Annotated in this window: 10 protein-coding genes; 7 read left to right on the top strand and 3 right to left on the bottom strand. The window is 44.2% G+C overall.

Features of this window, described 5'->3' with window-relative positions; genetic code table 11:
* Window positions 1–15 precede the first annotated feature (15 nt).
* Complete coding sequence (locus ICN19_RS09445; RefSeq protein ID WP_216247380.1) at window positions 16–1395, top strand: TAXI family TRAP transporter solute-binding subunit; 1380 nt, start codon at window positions 16–18, stop codon at window positions 1393–1395.
* A gap of 34 nt (window positions 1396–1429) precedes the next feature.
* Here the strand turns inward: ICN19_RS09445 and ICN19_RS09440 are convergent, their stop codons facing one another.
* On the bottom strand, window positions 1430–1624 hold the full coding sequence (locus ICN19_RS09440; RefSeq protein WP_216247378.1) for a DNA-binding protein: 195 nt from the start codon (window positions 1622–1624) through the stop codon (window positions 1430–1432).
* A gap of 171 nt (window positions 1625–1795) precedes the next feature.
* Between ICN19_RS09440 and ICN19_RS09435 the strand changes: the two genes are divergently transcribed.
* Entirely contained in the window at window positions 1796–2173 is a 378-nt protein-coding gene (locus tag ICN19_RS09435) for a type II toxin-antitoxin system RelE/ParE family toxin (protein ID WP_072583586.1), read from the top strand.
* Window positions 2166–2504, top strand: coding sequence for a DNA-binding transcriptional regulator (locus ICN19_RS09430; protein WP_076024163.1), 339 nt, complete (start codon window positions 2166–2168; stop codon window positions 2502–2504). Before ICN19_RS09435 ends, ICN19_RS09430 begins: the two co-directional genes overlap by 8 nt.
* An 8-nt stretch (window positions 2505–2512) precedes the next feature.
* Here ICN19_RS09430 and nadC read toward each other — a convergent pair whose 3' ends face one another.
* Both nadC and nadA read right to left on the bottom strand, forming a co-directional pair.
* Window positions 2513–3367 carry a carboxylating nicotinate-nucleotide diphosphorylase gene (gene nadC, locus ICN19_RS09425; protein WP_216247376.1) on the bottom strand — a complete coding sequence of 285 codons (855 nt, stop codon included), beginning with the start codon at window positions 3365–3367 and terminating at the stop codon, window positions 2513–2515.
* Between the two features lie 15 nt (window positions 3368–3382).
* Window positions 3383–4498 (bottom strand): quinolinate synthase NadA, encoded by a 1116-nt coding sequence (gene nadA / locus ICN19_RS09420; protein ID WP_216247375.1) that lies wholly within the window; start codon window positions 4496–4498, stop codon window positions 3383–3385.
* Between the two features lie 126 nt (window positions 4499–4624).
* Here nadA and ICN19_RS09415 point away from each other — a divergent pair, with 126 nt between their 5' ends.
* The 4 genes from ICN19_RS09415 to ICN19_RS09400 all read left to right on the top strand — a co-directional run bounded on the left by ICN19_RS09415 (window position 4625) and on the right by ICN19_RS09400 (window position 20759).
* Window positions 4625–6046, top strand: a complete 1422-nt coding sequence (locus ICN19_RS09415; RefSeq protein WP_216247374.1) for a sensor histidine kinase — start codon at window positions 4625–4627, stop codon at window positions 6044–6046.
* A gap of 127 nt (window positions 6047–6173) precedes the next feature.
* On the top strand, window positions 6174–7970 hold the full coding sequence (locus tag ICN19_RS09410; protein ID WP_216247373.1) for a ShlB/FhaC/HecB family hemolysin secretion/activation protein: 1797 nt from the start codon (window positions 6174–6176) through the stop codon (window positions 7968–7970).
* Between the two features lie 251 nt (window positions 7971–8221).
* On the top strand, window positions 8222–10000 hold the full coding sequence (locus ICN19_RS09405; RefSeq protein ID WP_216247372.1) for a ShlB/FhaC/HecB family hemolysin secretion/activation protein: 1779 nt from the start codon (window positions 8222–8224) through the stop codon (window positions 9998–10000).
* Between the two features lie 391 nt (window positions 10001–10391).
* Window positions 10392–20759 (top strand): filamentous hemagglutinin N-terminal domain-containing protein, encoded by a 10368-nt coding sequence (locus ICN19_RS09400; protein ID WP_216247371.1) that lies wholly within the window; start codon window positions 10392–10394, stop codon window positions 20757–20759.
* Window positions 20760–20881 lie beyond the last annotated feature (122 nt).

Genomic DNA, 20881 nt, shown 5'->3' with positions numbered 1-20881 from the left:
ATCACAAGGAATTTCATGGCCAGCTTTAAAGAAGAAGTCTACGAACATATCTCTGCGGTGTATCAAACCGCTGCAGATGAAATCAAGAATTGGTTTAGTGCTTTAAGAGAAGTCTGGCCACTTGTTTTCTTATTAATTCTTGCCTTATCCATCCTGGTTTGGTATGCAAAGCCTGCGCCACCGAATAAAGTATTAATGGCAACCGGAACCGGTGGCTCCTACAAAGTCTTGGGTGAAAAATATAAGACCTATTTTGAGAAAAAGGGAATTAAGCTCGAACTGGTGGAGACCCATGGGTCAAAAGAAAATCTACAGCATTTAATTGATCGCAAGGATCCAATTCAAGCGGCCCTTGTTCAGGGTGGAATGATTGCAGTAGACAATCTCTCTGGTGTGGAATCCCTCGGCAGTGTTGACTATGAGCCGGTATGGATGTTCTATCGCAAGAATGCCTTCAATGAAAGCATTCACGTATCTGATAGAGATATTGCCAAACTGAGAATAAATATTGGCCCGGTAGGGAGTGGAACGCGGACTCAGGCGCTGAATATTTTTAAACTCAATGGCTTGAATGGTGACGCCCCTAATTTACTCGGACTTGGCAATGCTGAAGGTATTGATGCCTTAGTACGCGGCGAAATTGATGCCGTTATTTTGGTGGATGGTTTTGATTCACCAAATGTGCAGAAGTTAATTAGAAATCCAGATATTAAGTTAACTTCGTTTACGCGCGCAGATGCCTACACTCGGTTATTGCCTTATTTTGAGGAAGTGTCTGCACCCATGGGCGGCTTTGATCTTGGGAAAAATATTCCTGATCACCCTATACAGTTAATTTCGACTACAACTAATCTTTTAATAGATAACCGCCTGCATCCTGCTATCCAAGTTTTATTCCTCGAGGCTGCCCGAGAAATTAACGGTAACAAATCCTATTTTTCTAAAGCGGGAGAATTTCCGGCCTATATGAATACCGAGGCCCCATTGAGTGATGAGGCAAAGTTCTTCTATGAAAAAGGCGCTCCGACATTAATGAAGTATTTGCCATTTTGGCTTGCCGAGTTCTTAGAGCGCATGTTCTTCCTCTTGCTTCCCTTTGCTGCTTTTGCTTATCCGATTATTAAGTCAATTCCAACATATAGAACCAACCTGGCTAAGAAGCAAATTAACTCCATTTATAAAGAGTTGGATAAATTTGAGCAGAACACGATTCAAACCTTTGACCCTAATCGTCGCAGTGAATATATCGAGGTGCTTAATGAGATGGAGCGCAGAATACTTAGATCAAAAGCAGCAAAGCTAGCCACTGCTGAATGCTATAGCCTGCGAAGCAATATTGAATTTATTCGTAATGCCCTAGAGAAGCAGATCATTTACAAGGGTAGGGAAGGGTAATTTAGTGCGCTTGCTCGCAAGCGTAATAAATGTATTAAATCTCAGGACGCCCTGGCCCATTGGGTTCCAGGGTTGCGTCTTGGGCTCTAGCTATATCGTCCAATGCTCTTGCTATAAATTCAACATCTCCATTTGATTCCTCGATGCATGCTTGAAGATAGAGGGCCATCTCCTTGGGTGTGCGCAAATGTTCTGCCACATCATAGGGGCTTGTAGTTTTGTTTTTCATCTTCCCTCTCGCGTTGTAGATACCAGGCTTCTAACATGACGCGCATAGCTTGTGTGATTTAACTCTATAGATTTGCACGGAATTCTTCTATAAAAGCCGGCTACTTGCAACCCTAATTCATTGTCGGATACAATGTTATAGCACTGAGTGCTATACATTAAAATATCGACTATGAAAATAGTCTTAAAAACAAAAACATTCGATCGTTGGGCAAGAAAAATTATTGGAGCTATAGAACTTTGTAATGCTGCTAGAGAGATTGAGCGAGGAGTTTATGAGGCTGACTTAGGTGGTGGGGTATGTAAAAAGAGAATCCCACTTCCAGGTCAGGGCAAAAGTGGGGGCATTCGCACTATTGTTGCCAAGAAAAATAAGGAAGCAATTATTTTTATCGTTGGCAGGGAAAAGAGTTATCCCGGCTCTGACTTTAGCAATGTGGAGCAAGAGGCGGCAACGATTATTGCTAAGTCATTCGAAAAGGCAGATAGAAATAGATTGCGGGTACTAGTTAGGGCTGGGATATTGAAGGAGCTAAATTGCAATGAGTAAAAAATTAAAATCTGAAGATAGAAGGGTGCTTGACGAGTTATTGGAAATGGCGCAGGCATTGGAGGAGCACGGTCTTTTAACTAAGCATGATTATGCAAAAATGAAGACCCTTTGCTTAGAAAAGCCACCTTTATTTACACCTAAAAAAGTGACAGATATACGCATTCATCAAGCAAGAATGAGTCAATCCATTTTTGCCTCACTACTAAATGTAAGCGTCTCTACAGTTCAAAAATGGGAGTCGACAGGTTCTGGAAAACACCCTAGTGGTGCCGCTGCCAAGCTACTTCAGCTAATTGAAACTAAGGGTATTCAAGTGCTATTGGTATAGCCAAATTGCTACAAAATGCGCATTGAGAAATCAACCGCATGTACATCCTTGGTGAGTTTTCCAAGAGAGATGCGGTCAACACCAGTGCTTGCAATGGCGCGCATTTGGTCTAGGTTGATACCACCAGAGGCTTCCAGTAAAGCACGCCCAGCAGTAATGGCAACAGCTTGCTTCATTTGATCGGTATTGAAGTTATCGATCAAGATGCTTTTAGCGCCAGCAGCTAAAGCCTCTTCAAGTTCAGCAAAGTTTTCTACTTCAATCTGAATATCCACTCCAGCATTCAGTGCTTGAGCATTCTTTAGGGCTGCCGTAACACTACCAGCTGCAGCAATATGATTTTCTTTGATGAGAATTCCATGCCAAAGAGCGAGACGTTGATTTTTTCCACCACCCACTAACACTGCATACTTCTGGGCCTGACGTAATCCAGGAACGGTTTTACGTGTATCTAATACCGCGCAGTCCTTTGGATTCGGGCTAGCGCCGGCAATCGCATCAACGTGCTGGCGAGTAATACTAGCCGTCCAAGAAAGTGTTTGTAGAAAATTAATGCAAGTACGTTCAGCGGAGAGTAGGGCTTGTGAGTCAGCTTCAATATCGCAAACCTTGGTACTGGGCTTCATCATGTCGCCCTCTAGGTAATGCCAAGTAACTTTCGCATTCGGGTCGAGTTTCTTCAGCGTGCCTTCAAACCAATCTACACCACAAAGAACGGCTTCTTGGCGAACGATTAACTGAGCTTTAACAGGCTTACTGGGGACGAGCTTTGCAGTCCAATCACCAGTGCCGATATCTTCCATCAATGCATCTGCAATATTGCGTTGGCGAGCTTGCTCTAGGGTTTCGTTGTATTCAAACATATATAAATATAAAGATTAAGCAGCGCCAATATTTTTTACAAAACCATGCTGCGCTTTTGCTAAGAGGTCCGGATGATTTTTAGTGAAGTCGAGCATGCGCTCAATGCAGCCTAAAGCCTCAACACGAATAGGTTCTTCGATGAAGATTTCACCAGAAGCGTTTTCTAGGCAATTCAAAATTCCTTGTAAGCCATTCATGGCCATCCAAGGGCAGTGTGCACAACTCTTGCACGTTGCACTATTGCCAGCAGTTGGCGCTTCAATCAGCTTCTTATTGGGGGCTAGTTGACGCATGCGATGCAAGATGCCGTTATCGGTAGCAACAATGTACTCAGTAGCGGTGCCTTCAACCACAGCTTTAATCATAGCGGAGGTAGAGCCCACAACGTCTGCAAGGTCAACGACTGCTTGCGGAGACTCTGGATGAACCAAGATCATGGCATTAGGGTGAGCGGCCTTCAAAAGTTCAAGCTCCACCGCTTTAAATTCATCATGAACAATGCAAGCACCATTCCATAACAACATATCAGCGCCAGTTTGTTCTTGAATGTAGCGACCCAAATGACGATCGGGTGCCCACAAGATTTTTTTACCTTCAACTTTGAGTTGATGCACGATCGCTAGAGCACAAGAGCTCGTTACCATCCAATCGGCTTGAGCTTTGACTGCAGCGCTGGTATTTGCATAGACCACGACAACGCGATCAGGATGTGCAGCTCTAAAGGCAGCAAAGTCCCCAGCATCGCAACCAAGATCAAGTGAGCAGGTTGCATCGAGGTCGGGCATGAACACGCGTTTTTCAGGGCTAAGTATTTTTGCCGACTCGCCCATGAAGCGAACGCCAGCAACAATCAGATTTTTTGCCGAATGATTTTTCCCGAAACGCGCCATCTCTAAGGAGTCGGCAACATAGCCGCCAGTCTCTATCGCCAAATCCTGAATGTCACCGTCAACATAGTAGTGGGCGACTAAAGCAGCATCTTTCTCAACCAATAATTGTTTGATGCGGGCAATGACGGCAGCCTTTTCGGCGCCATGAAGCTGAGGAGGTGTCTTGGCCCAAGCCTGGGCGGTACAAGTGGCGCCAGCAGCATCTTGCTGGGGGTAATCAAAGGCAATAGGTGAGCTCATAAGTAATTTTAGCTCAGCAAATCCCATTTGTAAGAGGCCCTCTTAGCCCTTTGATGCTCTATTTTTGGGTATTGCGGCCATCTATTGATACCTGGCTTGCCCAGAATGCATGTAGCATTCACATTTATGAAATTCGCTAATGAAGCACTCTTCCTTGTTTTCTCACTGCTCTTAAGCGGATTATTGATCTCAGCTATTCCGTATATTCGAAAAGGCAGATTGGCATCTACTAATGGTTATTGGTTAATTGCACTTGTTCTACATATAGTTTCTTTTTTATCTTTTGCTGCTGCATCAACCATAAGCCCCATATTGCTGACAGTAGCAAATGTCTGCTTCTTTGGAGGGTATCTTTACCTCACGCTTTTCTGCTTCACCCTTAATGGCCATTCAATACAAAAAATAAGCCGCTATGTGCCTTTGGTATTGCTTATTTTTGCGGGCGCTTTTGAATACCTCAGATTATTTGGAAATTTTCAATATCGGGTTCTATTTGTCCTTACTTGCGTGATTGCGTGTTTGTTATGTATTTTGTGGGAACTATTTCAAGTTCGTAAGAAGGAAAGGCAAATTCAGCTGAGCTTCTTGATGTTTACATCCGCAGCTGAATTGATATTCGGATTGACGCGTCTATGGCTTGTCTTTTTTGATACGCCCGCATCCAATATTAATTTATATCAAGAGCCATTTTTAAGCACCTTACTAAGATGCTTTGCAGTCACATTTACAGCGCTATCTTATGTATCTATCGTGGGGTACTGGTCGGAAAAATTAGTGATCGAAAACTCCGAGACAAAGAAAGACAATGCAAAGATCACTGAGCTATTGCAGGAGCGTGAGGCTTTGATTGTCAATCTCTTGAAGGCCAATAAAACGGCTGCCACAGGTGCGCTATCAGCCTCAATTGCCCATGAGTTAAATCAGCCACTTGGTGCAAGTGATCTCAATATTCAGTTTTTAAAAATGAAGCTTAAAAAGGGTGAGTTAAATTCTGAGCTTGGAGCTGAGATATTGGATTCCTTAGAGTTTGATAACAAGCGTGCCACTACGATTGTGCGCTCTTTAAGGTCCATATTTACTGATAGTAATATTAAGACTCAAGGCTCAGATCTTGGGGAGCTAATCGCTACGGTCCTTCACATTGCTAATCCAGACCTCAAGTCAAAAAATATTCAAATTCAATTGCATGTCGATGAAGGGCTTGTTCTTAATGTTGGGCCTGGTGAAATGGAGCAGGTGATGATCAATTTGCTAAATAATGCGATCCAGGCGATTGATGAATCAAATCCGCCAAAGCCTACGATCACTATTGAAGCGCGCAAAGAGGATCAAAGTGCCATTATTTCTATAGCCGATAATGGCGGTGGAATTCCTGAGGAGTTTCAGTCCAGCCTTTTTGAGTTGCTTAGCACTACAAAAAAGACGGGGATGGGCCTAGGTTTATGGCTGTGCAAGAATATCGTGAGTCGACACGGTGGAACGATCACGTACGACGGCATACCTGGTAGCAGCTCGCTATTTACGATCAAAATACCTTTGCAAGCTTAAGAAGCTGGGCGCTTAGCAAATTATTCACCCTTGGGCTAATGGGAATTTACCCCATAAACCAGTAAATTTATGCATTATTTTTCAAGAACTTAGCAGTATTAGGTTCTTCATTTAGGCATAAATTCTGATGTCCAAGACGCATATCTTTACAACCAAAAAATCTCTCATTGCCTTAACAGCAATTAGCCTTCTGTCATCTCCTTCTGTTTTTGCTCAAGTCGACGCCGGCGCATTACAGCAAGGTTTAGAAAAGCAATTACCTTTGCCGTCACCTTTGGCCCTGCCTGAGCCAGAGCGTGGTGTGTCTGGTCCAACTGGCCAAGCAAAAGAAGGTGAAGTTCGCTTCACGGTTAGCAGTTTTGAGCTAGAGGGCGTGAAGATTCTCCCCGAGGCTGAAGTGCAGGCTTTATTAAAGGCCTGGATTGGCAAGCCTGTCACATTTGAAGACTTGCAAAACGCTTGTGATGCGATTGCTGAGCTTTATCGTAAGAAGGGCTACACGGTTCAAGCAATTCTACCGCCACAGAAGATTGCCCATGGGGTAGTGAAGATTCTCATTACCGAAGCAAAGCTAGGTAAGGTTACAGTTGATATGCCTCAAGGCCCAACCCGCTTCGGTAAAGAGCGGGCAGCCGAGTACATTACTTACTCCAATCGTGTAGGCGACCCGCTCAATATGCAAAACCTTGAGCGTGCCATCATCATTTTGAATGAAACACCTGGCGTTATGGCATCTAGCCAGTTAGAGCAAGGTGAAAAAGACGGTGAAGTCGATGTTCGTTTGCAACTCACACAGCCAAGCATTCTGCAGGGGCGGGTAGAGGCCAATAACTACGGTAGTAGAACTACTGGCGCCAATCAGGGTGTTTTTGCTCTGACCCTAAATAATCCCGCAGGATATGGAGATTCAATTTCTTTGAACGGTATTGCATCAGAGGGCTCTCAATATGTTCAAGGCGCCTATTCCTTGCCAGTTTCCCCAAATGGACTGCGTTTGGGCTTGTCTAGCACTTATTTAAACTATAAGAACGTTAGCAACTATGCTTATATCGGTGGTACTGGCGATGCGTGGACTACCGGCGTAAGTGCTGCGTATCCATTAGTGCGCTCCCAAGGCGCTAATCTAAACGGTACTGTTAATTACGACATCAAGAGCTACAACAATCGTAACTCTGCAAGCAATACTTTGACCTCTGCTTACAACATCAACAATCTATCGGCCGGCTTATCCGGGAATTTGATTGATGGCCTCGGTTATGGTGCGGTAAATACGGGGTCTGTCACTTTGGTGTTGGGTCACCTAGATGTTTTGGGTATTAATCAAAATGCATACCAAGGTCAGAGTAACAATTACAGTATGTATTACGTACCAGGCACAAACCCACAGGTTTACCAGTCCATTACCCCATCTAACTTCTTTAAAACCACTCTTGCTGCAAGTAGAACCCAGGAGTTGACTGAGGATGGGGCAACTAACCTTTATACAGCGATTTCTGGACAATTTGCTTCGGTTAATTTGAATTCTGCAGAGCAGTTTTATTTAGGCGGCCCATACGGCGTACGTGCCTACCCGGTTGCCCAATCCGGCGGCTCTCAGGGCGGACTCTTTACGCTAGAACTGCGTCATAAATTACAGGAAAAATTTACTGTATCTACTTTCTTTGATGCCGGTGTAGTGCAGCAATATAAGAATATGTATCCCAACTGGCAGGGTCCAAATAATGTAACAAATGCCAACAACACCTATTCATTAATGGGCGCCGGTCTTGGTGCCAAGTGGGATTATGAGGGTTGGAATATCGCAGCATCTGTTGCGTGGAAAATTGGACAAAATCCGCTCTATAACCAATATGGCCAACCAGTGAATACAGATGGCACCACTACTCAACCAAGAGGCTGGATAACTGGCAGCTATAACTTCTAACTCTCAGGCCAAAGCTAAAGTTCAAAACAGATTTCAAACTTAGTAAGTTCATTAAAAAGACATCGAGCAATATTCGATGTCTTTTTTATTGCGAAAGCAAAAAGGTAGATATTTGAGTCGAACAAAATAGGCGATGAATGAGTGCCGCTCCAGCCATAAATAATTAGCTCTATAGCGACTGTTCGTTCGTAGGATTACCATTCGTTTCATTTGCATTTGTAATATGCCGATCCTATAAAAAAGATAGCAAAATGAACGACTTAAATCGCTACGCAATATATAAAGATACTGTAAGTTTAAAAATAACGAGCGTTCCCCCTTCAGCCCATAAGGCTTTGGCGGCTGTTGCTGGATTAATGCTCATTGGATATGGTTCAACTGCAATTGCGCAATCAGGCCCCGATGCTGGCGCTTTGCAGCAACAGTTGCAGCGTGAAGTAGAGCGCAATGCAACACCTGTTGCGCCAGAACAACTAATTAAGAAGCAAGCAAAACCTAGTAAGCCGAAAACGGCAGCTAAAGCAATTGAAGTTACCAGCTTTAAGATTACTGGAATGACCTTGATCAATCAAGATCAAGCGCAAGAAGTTCTGAAGCCTTTCATCAATCGTCAGCTCACGCTAGATCAAATCAAAGAAGCTGCCGATGCCATTACTGGTTTATATGCTCAGCGCGGCTGGGTAGCTCAGGCAGTTATTCCTCCTCAGGATGTAAAGAACGGTGTTATTCAGATCAAAATCATTGAGGGTAAAGTAGGTAAAGTCATTATTAAGTTAGATAAGGCAGCTGCAAGTCGCCTTAAACCGGAGGTGATCACTAAGTTTGTGAGTAAAACCAATCCACCGGGTGGCTTTATTGACCTCAATGGCTTAGAGCGCAGCTTAGCTATCCTGAATGAGATCCCAGGAAGTGAAGTGGATGGCGAATTAAGCGAAGGCGACAAGGAAGAAACTAGCAATATTCAGATTAACGCTAAAGATACTGGTCTATTTGCAGGCAGAGTTGACTTAACAAATTACGGTGCTGCAAACACTGGCCCAGCTCAAGCAGTAGCCAGCCTAAGCTTAAATAACCCTAGCGGCAATGGTGATCAAGCTACCCTAGACGCCATTGGCTCCCAAGGTTCCGTATATGGACAGTTCAAATACGGCATGCCACTAGGTTACGACGGTTGGAGGGTGTCTGCTGGTGTTAGTGCCTTGGATTACAAAAGCTTAAGCAGCTTTTCTCCAACGATTTCACAGGGTACCGCCCAAACTTATGGCCTTTACTCAACGTACGCTCTAGAGCGAACGGCAAGATCTAACAAAAACGTGACGGTTAACTTTGAGAATAAAAACTACAACAACCAAGTTAACGGTATTCAAAGCAGTAATTATCAAATTAACAATTTAACCGCTGGCCTTAACGGTGGTAATTTGCTTGATAACGCATATGCTAGTTGGGGCTTAACAGCAACGGTTGGAAGTTTATCCATTAATAACACCAATCAAGCAACTAACGATGCCCAAGGGGCTGCTACCAAAGGAGCCTTTGGCAAGATTGGGGTTAATGGCGCACTTACTAAACCATTGCCGATCAAGAAGACTAATTTGGTGGCTTCGGTTTATGGTCAGCTCGCGAATAAGAATTTAAATAGCGCTGAGCAGCTCTATTTAGGTGGTCCTTATGGTGTGCGCGCTTATCCAGTAGCGCAGGGCGGGGGCTCTCAGGGTGCCGTAGCTTCATTGGAGATTAACCATACGCTTGTACAGGACCTGCAGTTGGGCGCCTTCTTTGATGCTGGCCTAATTCAGCAATACATTAGTACTTATAACGACTGGCAAGGCCGAACCAATGCCGGCAATACCTATTCTTTGTATGCATCGGGTTTATCCGCTAAGTACCAATACCAAAAAGTGCAACTGACTGGATCGCTTGCATGGAGAGTGGGTAGCAATCCTTTGTATAACTCCAGCGGCCTGCAGCTAAACACGGATAATCAGTACAGATCAGTCCAAGGTTGGATCAAAGGTAGCTTGTACTTCTAAATTACCCGAATCTTGGTGTAATAAAGCTAAAAACCCTGCATAAATGCGGGGTTTTTAGCTTTTGGCGTCCCAAACACTCCCTGTGCTCAGCTGCCAAGATGGTCTGAGAGTCGTCACCATTTATTGACAAACCTTATCTTATTGAGCTCATAAACTTTACAATAAATCATCAAAACTTTACAAAATATTATGAAGCTAGCTAGCACTAAGTGATCACAAGAGGTGCGTCAATTCCTTCTGAACGGCAGCAAGGCAAATCAATGAAATGCTGCACATAAAGAAGTAAAAAAATAAAAAAATATTAAATAAATTTACAAACTCCTACGATCGTAGGATTTTGTGCATGATTTTTTTCCAGTAAATTCTCTAGCCCATTAGAGAAATTCTCAATTTGACTACACGTAGTACGCATCCTTCGCACAGAACGCAGTTAAAAGCCGCTAAGTTATTGGCGGCTTTAGCTATTGCCGGTCTTTCCCATCAGGGCATTGCCGCAGCGCCTGCGCCGAATGCGCTGCCAACAGGTGGTCAAGTGGTCGCTGGCACAGCAACAATTGCCACATCTGGAAATACGATGAACATTAACCAAACTAGCCAAAGAGCAGTGGTTAATTGGAATAGTTTTGATGTTGGTTCACAGGCTAAGGTGAACTTTAATCAACCCAATTCTGCAGCAGCAACATTAAATTACGTAAATAGCGCTTCAAAATCGATGATTAATGGCGCAGTAAATGCCAATGGTCAGGTTATTTTCGTAAATAATAATGGGATCGTATTTGGAAAGGGCGCCGAAGTAAATGTCGGCGGTATGGTTGCAACTACGATGAATACCTCAGTAGCAGATTTTATGGCTGGAAAGGATATTCAAGTATATGAAGGTGGTAATACAGGCAAAATTATTAATAAAGGCAATATAACTGGTAATAATATTAATAGTTATATTGCTTTAATGGCGCCCCAAGTTAAAAATTCGGGTGTTATTACTGCAACGATGAGTGGAAATAATGCGATTGCATTAGTTTCTGGTCAAAAAGTTACTCTTAAATTCTCTGGAAGCCAATTTGTTAATGTTTCAGTAGATGCATCAGTAGTTAATTCCTTGATTTCGAATAAATTACTGATTAATGCCGGTAGCGGGCAGGTGATTATTGCTGCAAATGCCGCTCAAAATCTCATGGGTTCCATAGTAAGGAACACTGGCACTGTTTCAGCCTCGGATATTAGTACCGCTGGCGGAAAAATTACATTAACTGCGGATTCAATCGATCAAAGCGGCGTAATTGAAGCCAATTCTGCACAAAATGCAGGCGGAAAAGTTAGCCTCAGGGGTAATAACATTGCTCTGGCAAGTGGATCAAGAACTAGCGCTACAGGCGCAACAGCAGGTGGTGATATCTGCATTGGTGTGAATTACACCAATGAGCAAAGTGTTGAAAATATCACTAAAGCAATACAAAACAATAACTTAGCAAATGAAGTTACAGTAGCTTCAAAGGCTATTATCGACACTTCGGCTATCCAAAACGGTAATGGCGGCACGATTAACATCTGGTCACGCACCAGAACAACGGTGGCCGGTAGCTTGTATGCTAGAGGCGGTGCTCAGGGTGGTAACGGCGGCTCTATTGAGACCAGCTCAAAGGGTATAGTTGATATAAAACAAGGACTTATAGTTGATACTTCAAGTTCCAACGGTAGATCTGGTAGATGGGTAATTGACCCAGTTGAACTCATTATTGATGGTGCAGCAGCAGCAAGCATCAGTAATGCGCTTAACACCACTAGCGTTACTCTGGATGCAACAGGCAGTGCATGTACAACAAGTGGCTGTACCCAGAGTCAGAGCCCCCTTATCCGCATACTGGCAGATATCTACTCTGGAAATACAGCAACCGCGTTAAACCTGGTTGCCACCAATGGCCAGATAGATGTTGATAGCAACATCACAGCAGGATCAGTTTACGCAGTAGCCCAGGCCATTAATATCAATGGCTCTATCAATACCAATGGCGGATCTAATTCCAATATTTATTTGGCGGGCGCGATTATTAATATTCTAGGTAATATTAATTCAAACGGAAATAGTAGTAATAATTCAAACAACTCAAGCAATACGAATTCAAGCACTTTAAATTCAGTTAATACCACCACTGCCAATAATCGCAGAAATGGAAATAGCGGTAATAATCAAAACACATTAAACGCTGATGGAAATACTTACACCAGCAATGGTGGATTAATTAATATCCTGGCAACAGGCGATATTACGATCAACACCAATAGTTATATTTCAGCTAATGGTCAAAATGGGGGAGCAATTAATATTGTTTCAACGGCCGGCAAAACAACTATTAACGGCATTGTTGATTCATTAGGTAAATCTGGAAACGCTGGCAATATTATTATTGCGGGTAAAGTTGAAACCAACTTAACTGGCGCATTAATTAGTACAGAAGGGTTAAGTCAGGGCGGAGCACTTAACTTAGGACAGATTAACAATCTGGGTAACGGCACAATCCTGGCGCCACCTGCGACAGCACCTCCAGCCCCACAAGCTCTCCTCAACTTTGTACAAGATTTAGTATCAGCAGTAACAATTAACAGTAATAACAGCATCACCAGCAACACCATCATTATTGATAGCCAAACTGGTATCAATGCACCAAACGGCAATATCGTCGTATTCGGTGACCAAATTCAAATTAACAATTCCAGCATCACTGCAGCGAATGGCATGGTTGTCATCGGTCGCGAAGGGTACTCAACTGGTGCAATCTCAGCGCTTACGGCAATCAGCAATTCCACATTGACTGGCAGCAGAGTGGAAACATCGGGTGATTTGCTCGGGACTGAAAGCAATATTGTTAAGGCATCTGAGTGGTTGTTAGATCCAACTAGTGTAACTATCACTACTACCGCATCAAGTGGAACTGGAGCAACACTTGCTTCTGCATTGGCGCTTGCGGGAGCAACTAACATTAAAAATACCGACATTCAGGCCGCTATTAATGCTGGTACGTCTGTCAATATTATTACTAACGGTACGATTACCCAATCTGCTGCCTTAACGTTTGCTAATAGTTCTGGAACTGCTGCAACCTTAACGCTAGACAATACTTCTGGATCAAACCAGCGTATTTTGCTTTCTGGCGGCATTACTGCTACTGGTACATCAGCGGTGAACATCATTGCAAAATCTGCCGGTGGATTAATTCAAAGTACTAAAACAAGCACGCTCACTACCGCTGCGATTAATGTTACAGGTGATGTGACCTTTGATAACACTTATGCCGTAAATGGCACAACTAGCGGCTTCATTACCGAGTTGAATGGCCAGATTTATGCCGGCACTATCAAACCCGGGTACAACGCCAACGTGGTCGCTACTGATGCTCAGTCTGGCGTGAGAAATAGTGATTCAATTACCGCCAAAAACATTACTCTGAAGGGTGCTAATGGCTATGCGAACACTACGCTTGGTGGATTTGGCGTTTGGGTTGAGGGCAATCTTAGCGCTACTCAAGACATCAATGTGACTGGCACCCAAACCTTTACGCCAATCACTAGTGGTTATATTACCGGCGTCTATACCAATAGCTTAATCACAATTAACAGCACTTCCGGAGTTGTTAATATCACTGGAAAAGTAAGGCCTACCGGCGTATCAGGCGCAAGCGCTAACTACATGGGCACTTTCTTTAATAACGGCGCTAGCACTCGCAATATGACTATTACGGGTAATCAAATCAATATCGCTGGCTACTCATCTAACTCGGTAGTTGACACTAATACCCTTTATTATGGAATCCAATCTTTAGGCACAAGTTATGTTATCAATTCTGGTGCTAACTATGCGAGTGGTGGAACAGCGGTTTCATTCCTGGGTTCAGCAATTCCTGGCACAGTAGGGGCGGGATATGCGCTAGTGCTTGGTACTGATGCTGCGTCGCCCTACAGCACCAATACGGGTTTTGGTTCTGTAACCAACAATGCTAGCGGCGGCGACATTAAATTAACATCACTAAATGCGCCGATGTATGTTGCCTTCAATACTATTTCAGTCGCCAAAAACAATACGGGCGTTGCTAGTTCAATTACTTATGATTCAACAAGTGCAACCAATAAAGGTGTAATTGTGAATTACGGTGTAGTAACTGTAGCGACGGGCGGAAGCACTGCAGTTAATTTCGTACAAAAGGCTAATGGTGCAAGGATTATTGATAGCGGCGGCGCAATTTCAGTCACTGGGTATGTCAACATAGACAATACCAATGGTTCTAATGCTACAGCAACTATTGCAAACGCAAATGGTGTAACGATTACTGGCGCCGTGACTGCTGGTACGCTTGCTGGAAACACTGGAGTGAGAATTAATGCTATTGCCTCTGGAACAGGTGTTGGCATTAACGACACTGCCGCTATAACTGCAAATATTGGTCCTGTAAGTTTGACGGCAAAAAGCGATACAGCATCATCGATTAACTTAACATCCACAAGTACCATCACCTCGGCTGGTGGCATTAGCATTATTGGCTCTGGTTCATCCTCAACGGGTGGAACTGCTGGTGCGGTATCTGTGCTTGGCGCCATTTCTAATACTGGTGCAAATGGTGTAGTTATCTCTTCAACAGGCAACACTGCAACAGGTAACGTTTCTGATTCTGGGTCGGGTGGCATGAGTATTACTGGTGGACTAGGAGTTGCCGCTGGTACAGTAACCAATGGCTCAATCACTGCTCTTGGTACATTAGTTAATACTGGCGGTGGAGTAATTGCGCTCTCTACGTCACAACCCCAATCTATCGCCGGAACTCCTAGTACTTCATCCGACTTTGTTGCGGCAACCGTGGGAATCGATTCTTCCAATGCCTCAACTACCAGCAATGTTTCATACGGAAATATTGGTGGTGTTATGGGTTCAGTAGATGTCGCCACGGTAAATACTGTCAATTACCGTAATATTCTTAGTGGCGGCGGGCCAATCACAATTACTGTTGGCGTCTATCAGCAGAAATACGGTACCGCTTACAACGGCGCTACAGCTACGAATTGGATTACTAATCCAACCAATGTTACTGTGACATCGGCTGGTGGGGGTGGGGCAGGATTTGGGGTTATTGTGCCTTCCACTTCACAAGTACTGGCTTCGTTAAGATTTTCCGCAAATCTTGGGGTTGGCGGTAATTCCAATTTAGTTCAATCTTTAACAGATTTATCTACTACTGGCGCCATCCTATCTTCCTATGGTGCGGTGACTGTCACGCCGGTAGTCAATCAAAATAGCTACACCATAACTCCTAAAGCTCTGACAATAACTGCCCCTGGCGGAATAAGTTCGTACAACGGCACCTCTACCTATAGCGCATTGCTTGGTGCATCAGTTTCTGTTTCAGGATTAGTTACCAGTATTGGTGGAGTGTCTACCGGTGATGAAGTGGCAGGTGTTACTCGTGCCCTTAGCTCTGGTGGGACTACTTTATCTGGATCAAGTATTGCGCAAGTTGGCTCCTATGCTGATGTGGCTTCACTAGCGACTGGATCGGGTTTATCAAATTACGCAATCACCTATCTTCCAGGCGTCGTTACCGTAAATCCTGCCACCTTGACTATTACTGGTGGCAATAGAACGACTACGTATAACGCCAATTCACAAACCAACGCCTCTTATACGGTTTCTGGTTTGCTGGGAACAACTGATGCTGTTACTGCCAATAGCGTTCAGGGTATTGCGACGGGAACCAACGCAGGAACCTTCAATGATTCATTGAGCGGAGCCACTGGGTCTGGGTTGTCTAACTACACTATTGTTTATGTGAATGGTGCCCTAACAATTGGCAAAGCAAATTTAACAATAACATCTACAACAGCGAACTCTGCTTACACTGGCGCCACTCAAACCGGGTCCTTTACTACCAGTGGTTTGCTAGGTTTGACCGATTCGGTCACTGGTGTATCGGGTGTTGCTACTGGAACTAATGCAGGCGTCTATACAAGTTCGCTAAGCGGCGCTACTGGATCTGGTTTATCAAACTACGAAATTACCTATATCAATAGCGGTTTGAATATTAGTAAGGTGAACGCAACCCTAGTAGGGCAAGTGAATACCCTGACTTACAACTCAAGTGCTCAAAACAATACTGGAGCAGTATTTACTGGGTTGGTGGGCAACGATATAAATACGGCAAGTGCAACTGGCTATGCGGTAGCGACCCATGTTGCGCAGGGTGCAATTGCCGATAACTTAAGCGCTACAGGCTTTAATTTATCTAATTACAACCTCACTATTACCAATGGAAGTTTGAGAATTACACCTGCAGCCTTGAGTATTGTGGGGGCGCAATCAACGTTTACCTATGATGCTACAACCAAAGTCAACACCTATACAACAACGGGTTTGCAGACTAATGATGTCATTACGGTTTCAGGCAAGGCTAGCGCAAAAAATGTTAGCACTATTAATGACAATTTAAGCATTGTATTCACAACGGGTTCGGCTTCTGATTACGTAACTACTCTAACAAATGGCTACCTAAAAATTACTCCAGCCATCATTACTATTAGCGGTATTACCGCGAATAACAAGCAGTATGACGCTACTACGGCAGCCACATTAAATGCTGGCAACGTTTCTTATTCAGGCGTTTTACCTGCTGATACTGGTGCTGGAATTGTTGTAGTTAATACATCCACATTAACCGGCACCTTCTCAGATAAGAATGTTGCAGATGGAAAAACCGTACTGATTTCTGGAATTAGCATTAGCGGACCAGGGGCAGGGAATTATCAACTTTCCGGCGGCACTACCGCAACGACAACTGCTAACATTACGCCAGCACCTTTGACTATTACAGGAACATCTGTAACAACGACTTATAACGGAGCGGCTCAATCGTTAGCGGCTCCGTCTGTGACGGGTTTAATTGCTGGAGATAATGTCGTAGTTTCAGGGACTCCAAGCGCTACAAACGCGGGTTCTTACACAGCAAGCTATTCAACTGCTGGAGTTGATGCTGGCAATTACACTCCCACTGCTAATGCCCCAGTATTAACTATTCAGAAGGCTGCATTGGTGGTGACTGCCGACAACAACGGTAAGATAGTTACTCAAACTGATCCTGTCTTAACTGCTCAACTAACAGGTCTGCAAGGAAGTGATACTGCAGCTAGTCTCGGCTTTACATACAGCGTGGGACGAGCAGCTGGTGAGACAGCGGCAGGAAGCCCTTATGCTATTAATGCTACCCCGACTGGAGTCACCAGTTTAGCTAACTATGCTATTAGTTATGTCCCCGGAGTATTTACCATTACTCCGGCTGGAACAGTGCTGATTAAGATGAATCCAACCACAAGCACCTATGGAACAGTGGTTCCTGGTTCGATTGAATCGGTATCGTATGTAACTAGTGATGGGGTTAGTTTGCGTAACCTAACTCTCAAAACTGGAACTAGCAATACCTACACCGATGGCATTGTTGGCGGAGGTGAAATTACTATTAACCCAACTACAAGCGCTACCGCTACAACTAACGTTGGCACTTATGTAGGCGCAATTAGCAATACAAATAGCGATATTGTAACTTCAAATGGGCAATTTACTGCAGTTCAAACCATTGTGAATACTGCTGTTATTAATCAAGCTAACTTAATCATAGCGATTAATCCAGTTACCAAAACATATGACGCAGCTGCGTTTACTGCTGCAGGTGCAACAGCGGTGCCTACAGGTCTGATGAACGGTCAAACTTTGTCAGGTCTTGGTGGCGTTACTTATTCTGGAACTGCTATCGGGGCAATTAATGCAAGTGCTTCAACTTATAGCCTGCTTGGATCGGTTGGCACTGGGTTTTCTAACTACAACGTCACCGTTGTCCCTAGTACGCTGACAGTGAACAAAGCGCCGCTCACAATTACTGGCGGCACCGCTACTTATACATTTGACAATACAACGCGTACCAATACCTATACCGTCGGTGCATCGCAACTACAGGGCACTGATAGCGTTACGAGTGTTACGGGGCTGGGAGCAGGGTTGCATGTAGGGGCTTACACGGACGGATCTCCCACTGCAATGAGTGCGGTAGGCTCTGGTTTGACTAACTACGCTATTACCTACATTCCTCACGGAATTACCATTACTCCTGCTCAACTAGTTGCCATTGCAACTCCGACAAATTCTCCTATGTATTCTGGTGGTACTGCTGTACCAAATACCACTGTTTTATCTGGCGTTATTGGTGGTACTGTAGTGAGTGGAACAACAAGCCTGTCTTTATCTGGGTCAGCAGTTGGTACAGAAACTATTATCAATAATGGCACTGCATTATCTGGTCCTAATGCAGGAGACTACGTTGTCATCAGCTCTAATCTGGCTAACACCAGCACCAATCAAGTTACCCCCAATATTGTTTCAACCGGCAACGGTGGTGGCTCAGTAGTTATTACGCCGGCACCATTAACGATTTCAGGCGGCACAGGCAGTTTTGTATTTGATAACACGCTGCGTACAAACACCTACACAAAACTTGGATTATTGGGCAATGACACCGTAACCAGCGTTCTTGGTCTAGTTTCGCAAACTCATGCTGGTACTTATACAGATAATCTTTCTGGTGCAACTGGTGTTGGAATAGGCAATTACTCTATTACTTATAACAATGGCGGTATTGTCATCAGCAAAGCACCACTAACCGCTCTTGCGACTCCAAGCGCAATGACTTATTCCGGTTTAACTAATGTTCCAAACACAACTGCACTGAGCGGTGTGATTGCAGGCACAACGGTAACTGGTGCTACTAGTTTGACACTAGGCTCTCCAAATGCAGGTACACAGACGATTACTAATAACGGTACAACGCTAGCTGGGTATAACGGTGGAGACTATTATGTCGTTAGCTCAAACCTAGTAGGTACAGGCGCTGTTGCGGCAGGGGGCAATGGCGTTACTCCATCGATTGTGGCAACAGGCAATGGTGGCGGCACTATTCCTGTGGCAAAAGCAGCCTTAAGTATTGTTGGTGCAGTGACAACATCGCCGTATAACGGTAACACCCAAACCAATACTTATACATTGAGTGGCGTAGTCAATAGCGAGGGAATTACAGTTGCTGGAAGTGCGCAAGCAACGCATGTATCTGATGGAACTGTGACGGATACTCTGTCAGCGGTTGCTAGTGCAGGCGTATTGAGTAATTACAATGTCACCATTACAAATGGTTCAATTGCAATAACACCGTTAGCAATTACTGGAGTTGCGCAAGTTGCTGGCAAGCCCTATGACAGCACAACCACTGCCACTGGTACGATAGCCTTAAATGGACTTCTTCCGGTTGACCAAGGATCCACTTCAGCAACTGGAACGTTTACGTTTAATGGTCCCAATGCTGGGACGCAAACTGCCACAGTTTCTGGCCTAGCAATCAATAATTCTGATTACACGCTATCCGTACCCAATTTATCGAGCTCTGCAACAATCGCAAAAGCGCCTTTGACGATTACTGGAGATAGTACTACTGGTATTACATTTAACAATACCTCTTATACCAATGGCTATACCAGTACCGGCACCCTCTTCGGAACGGATACTCTAACAGGGGTATCGGGTTCTGCAACTAGTACTCATGCCGGCATATATGTTGATGCACTTTCTAATGCAACAGGTTCTGGTATCGCAAACTATGACATTACCTATGTCAACGGTTCGCTTGTTATTGATAAAGCACCACTAACCGCTCTTGCGACTCCAAGCGCAATGACTTATTCCGGTTTAACTAATGTTCCAAACACAACTGCACTGAGCGGTGTGATTGCAGGCACAACGGTAACTGGTGCTACTAGTTTGACACTAGGCTCTCCAAATGCAGGTACACAGACGATTACTAATAACGGTACAACGCTAGCTGGGTATAACGGTGGAGACTATTATGTCGTTAGCTCAAACCTAGTAGGTACAGGCGCTGTTGCGGCAGGGGGCAATGGCGTTACTCCATCGATTGTGGCAACAGGCAATGGTGGCGGCACTATTCCTGTGGCAAAAGCGCTGGCTACAGTAACTGCTATTGGGGAAACTGTATCCGCAAATGGAGCAGTTCAAACACAGAAGTACACTCAATCTGGTGTTGCTGCTGGCGATAATCTGGGTTTATCTGGATTAGGTAGCGGATCAACACTAGGAATATATAAGTCGAGTTTGTCTGCTGATAACCCGAACTATATAGTGACGTTTGTGGATGCTCCTTTTGAGATAACTGAAGCACCAGCAGTAAATACGCAGGCACCTCAAGAACTCAACAATATGGTTTTGATTGCGCACCAGCAATTTACTCAAACCATAGTGCAAAGTGCTGAAACACCAGCACAGCCAAATCACTTGATTAAGGGTGAGATGTTGTATGTTCGCGATAACGACAACATTGGTGAATATCTGCATGCATTGCCAGTTCCGTCATCTGGATCGATGAAGTTCCCTGTGCCAGATCAAACTACCCAAGAATTGATTGAGATGACTGGCGAGCACGTATCTGTTGCTGGAGCACCTGCATCCTTTAGTGGTCATAAATTATTAATGCTGCCAAATGGATCGACATTACAAGCTTCTCTTGAAGATGGGTCGAGCTTGCCAGCAGGCATTCGATTTAATGCAGCGAATAGAACTTTTGCCATTCCGAAGATTTCAGAGGTAACACTACCAATTACCGTGAAGCTGACACTTGCCCGGGGTAACTCCGTTTTAAGTAATAAGGTAATGGTTGTTACCAAATAAGCACTATTACCTAGATCTATTGCCTTGCACTAAGCACCATCGAATTTTTGGTAAACGATCAATTATTTATTTTTTATTTTCCACCCCAATGGTCGAATCCCAATAGGCATAAGGGCAAAAGT

The sequence above is a fragment of the Polynucleobacter sp. AP-Capit-er-40B-B4 genome (assembly GCF_018882245.1).
Classification (GTDB): Bacteria; Pseudomonadota; Gammaproteobacteria; order Burkholderiales; family Burkholderiaceae; genus Polynucleobacter.
The sequence above is the reverse complement of the archived record's forward strand: the minus strand, read 5'-3'. Positions and strand labels throughout refer to the sequence as shown.

Coding starts and splice junctions, on each gene's coding strand:
- ICN19_RS09445 (WP_216247380.1), top strand. CDS start 16: ATGGCCAGCTTTAAAGAAGAAGTCTACGAACATATCTCTGCGGTGTAT.
- ICN19_RS09440 (WP_216247378.1), bottom strand. CDS start 1,624: ATGAAAAACAAAACTACAAGCCCCTATGATGTGGCAGAACATTTGCGC.
- ICN19_RS09435 (WP_072583586.1), top strand. CDS start 1,796: ATGAAAATAGTCTTAAAAACAAAAACATTCGATCGTTGGGCAAGAAAA.
- ICN19_RS09430 (WP_076024163.1), top strand. CDS start 2,166: ATGAGTAAAAAATTAAAATCTGAAGATAGAAGGGTGCTTGACGAGTTA.
- nadC (WP_216247376.1), bottom strand. CDS start 3,367: ATGTTTGAATACAACGAAACCCTAGAGCAAGCTCGCCAACGCAATATT.
- nadA (WP_216247375.1), bottom strand. CDS start 4,498: ATGAGCTCACCTATTGCCTTTGATTACCCCCAGCAAGATGCTGCTGGC.
- ICN19_RS09415 (WP_216247374.1), top strand. CDS start 4,625: ATGAAATTCGCTAATGAAGCACTCTTCCTTGTTTTCTCACTGCTCTTA.
- ICN19_RS09410 (WP_216247373.1), top strand. CDS start 6,174: ATGTCCAAGACGCATATCTTTACAACCAAAAAATCTCTCATTGCCTTA.
- ICN19_RS09405 (WP_216247372.1), top strand. CDS start 8,222: ATGAACGACTTAAATCGCTACGCAATATATAAAGATACTGTAAGTTTA.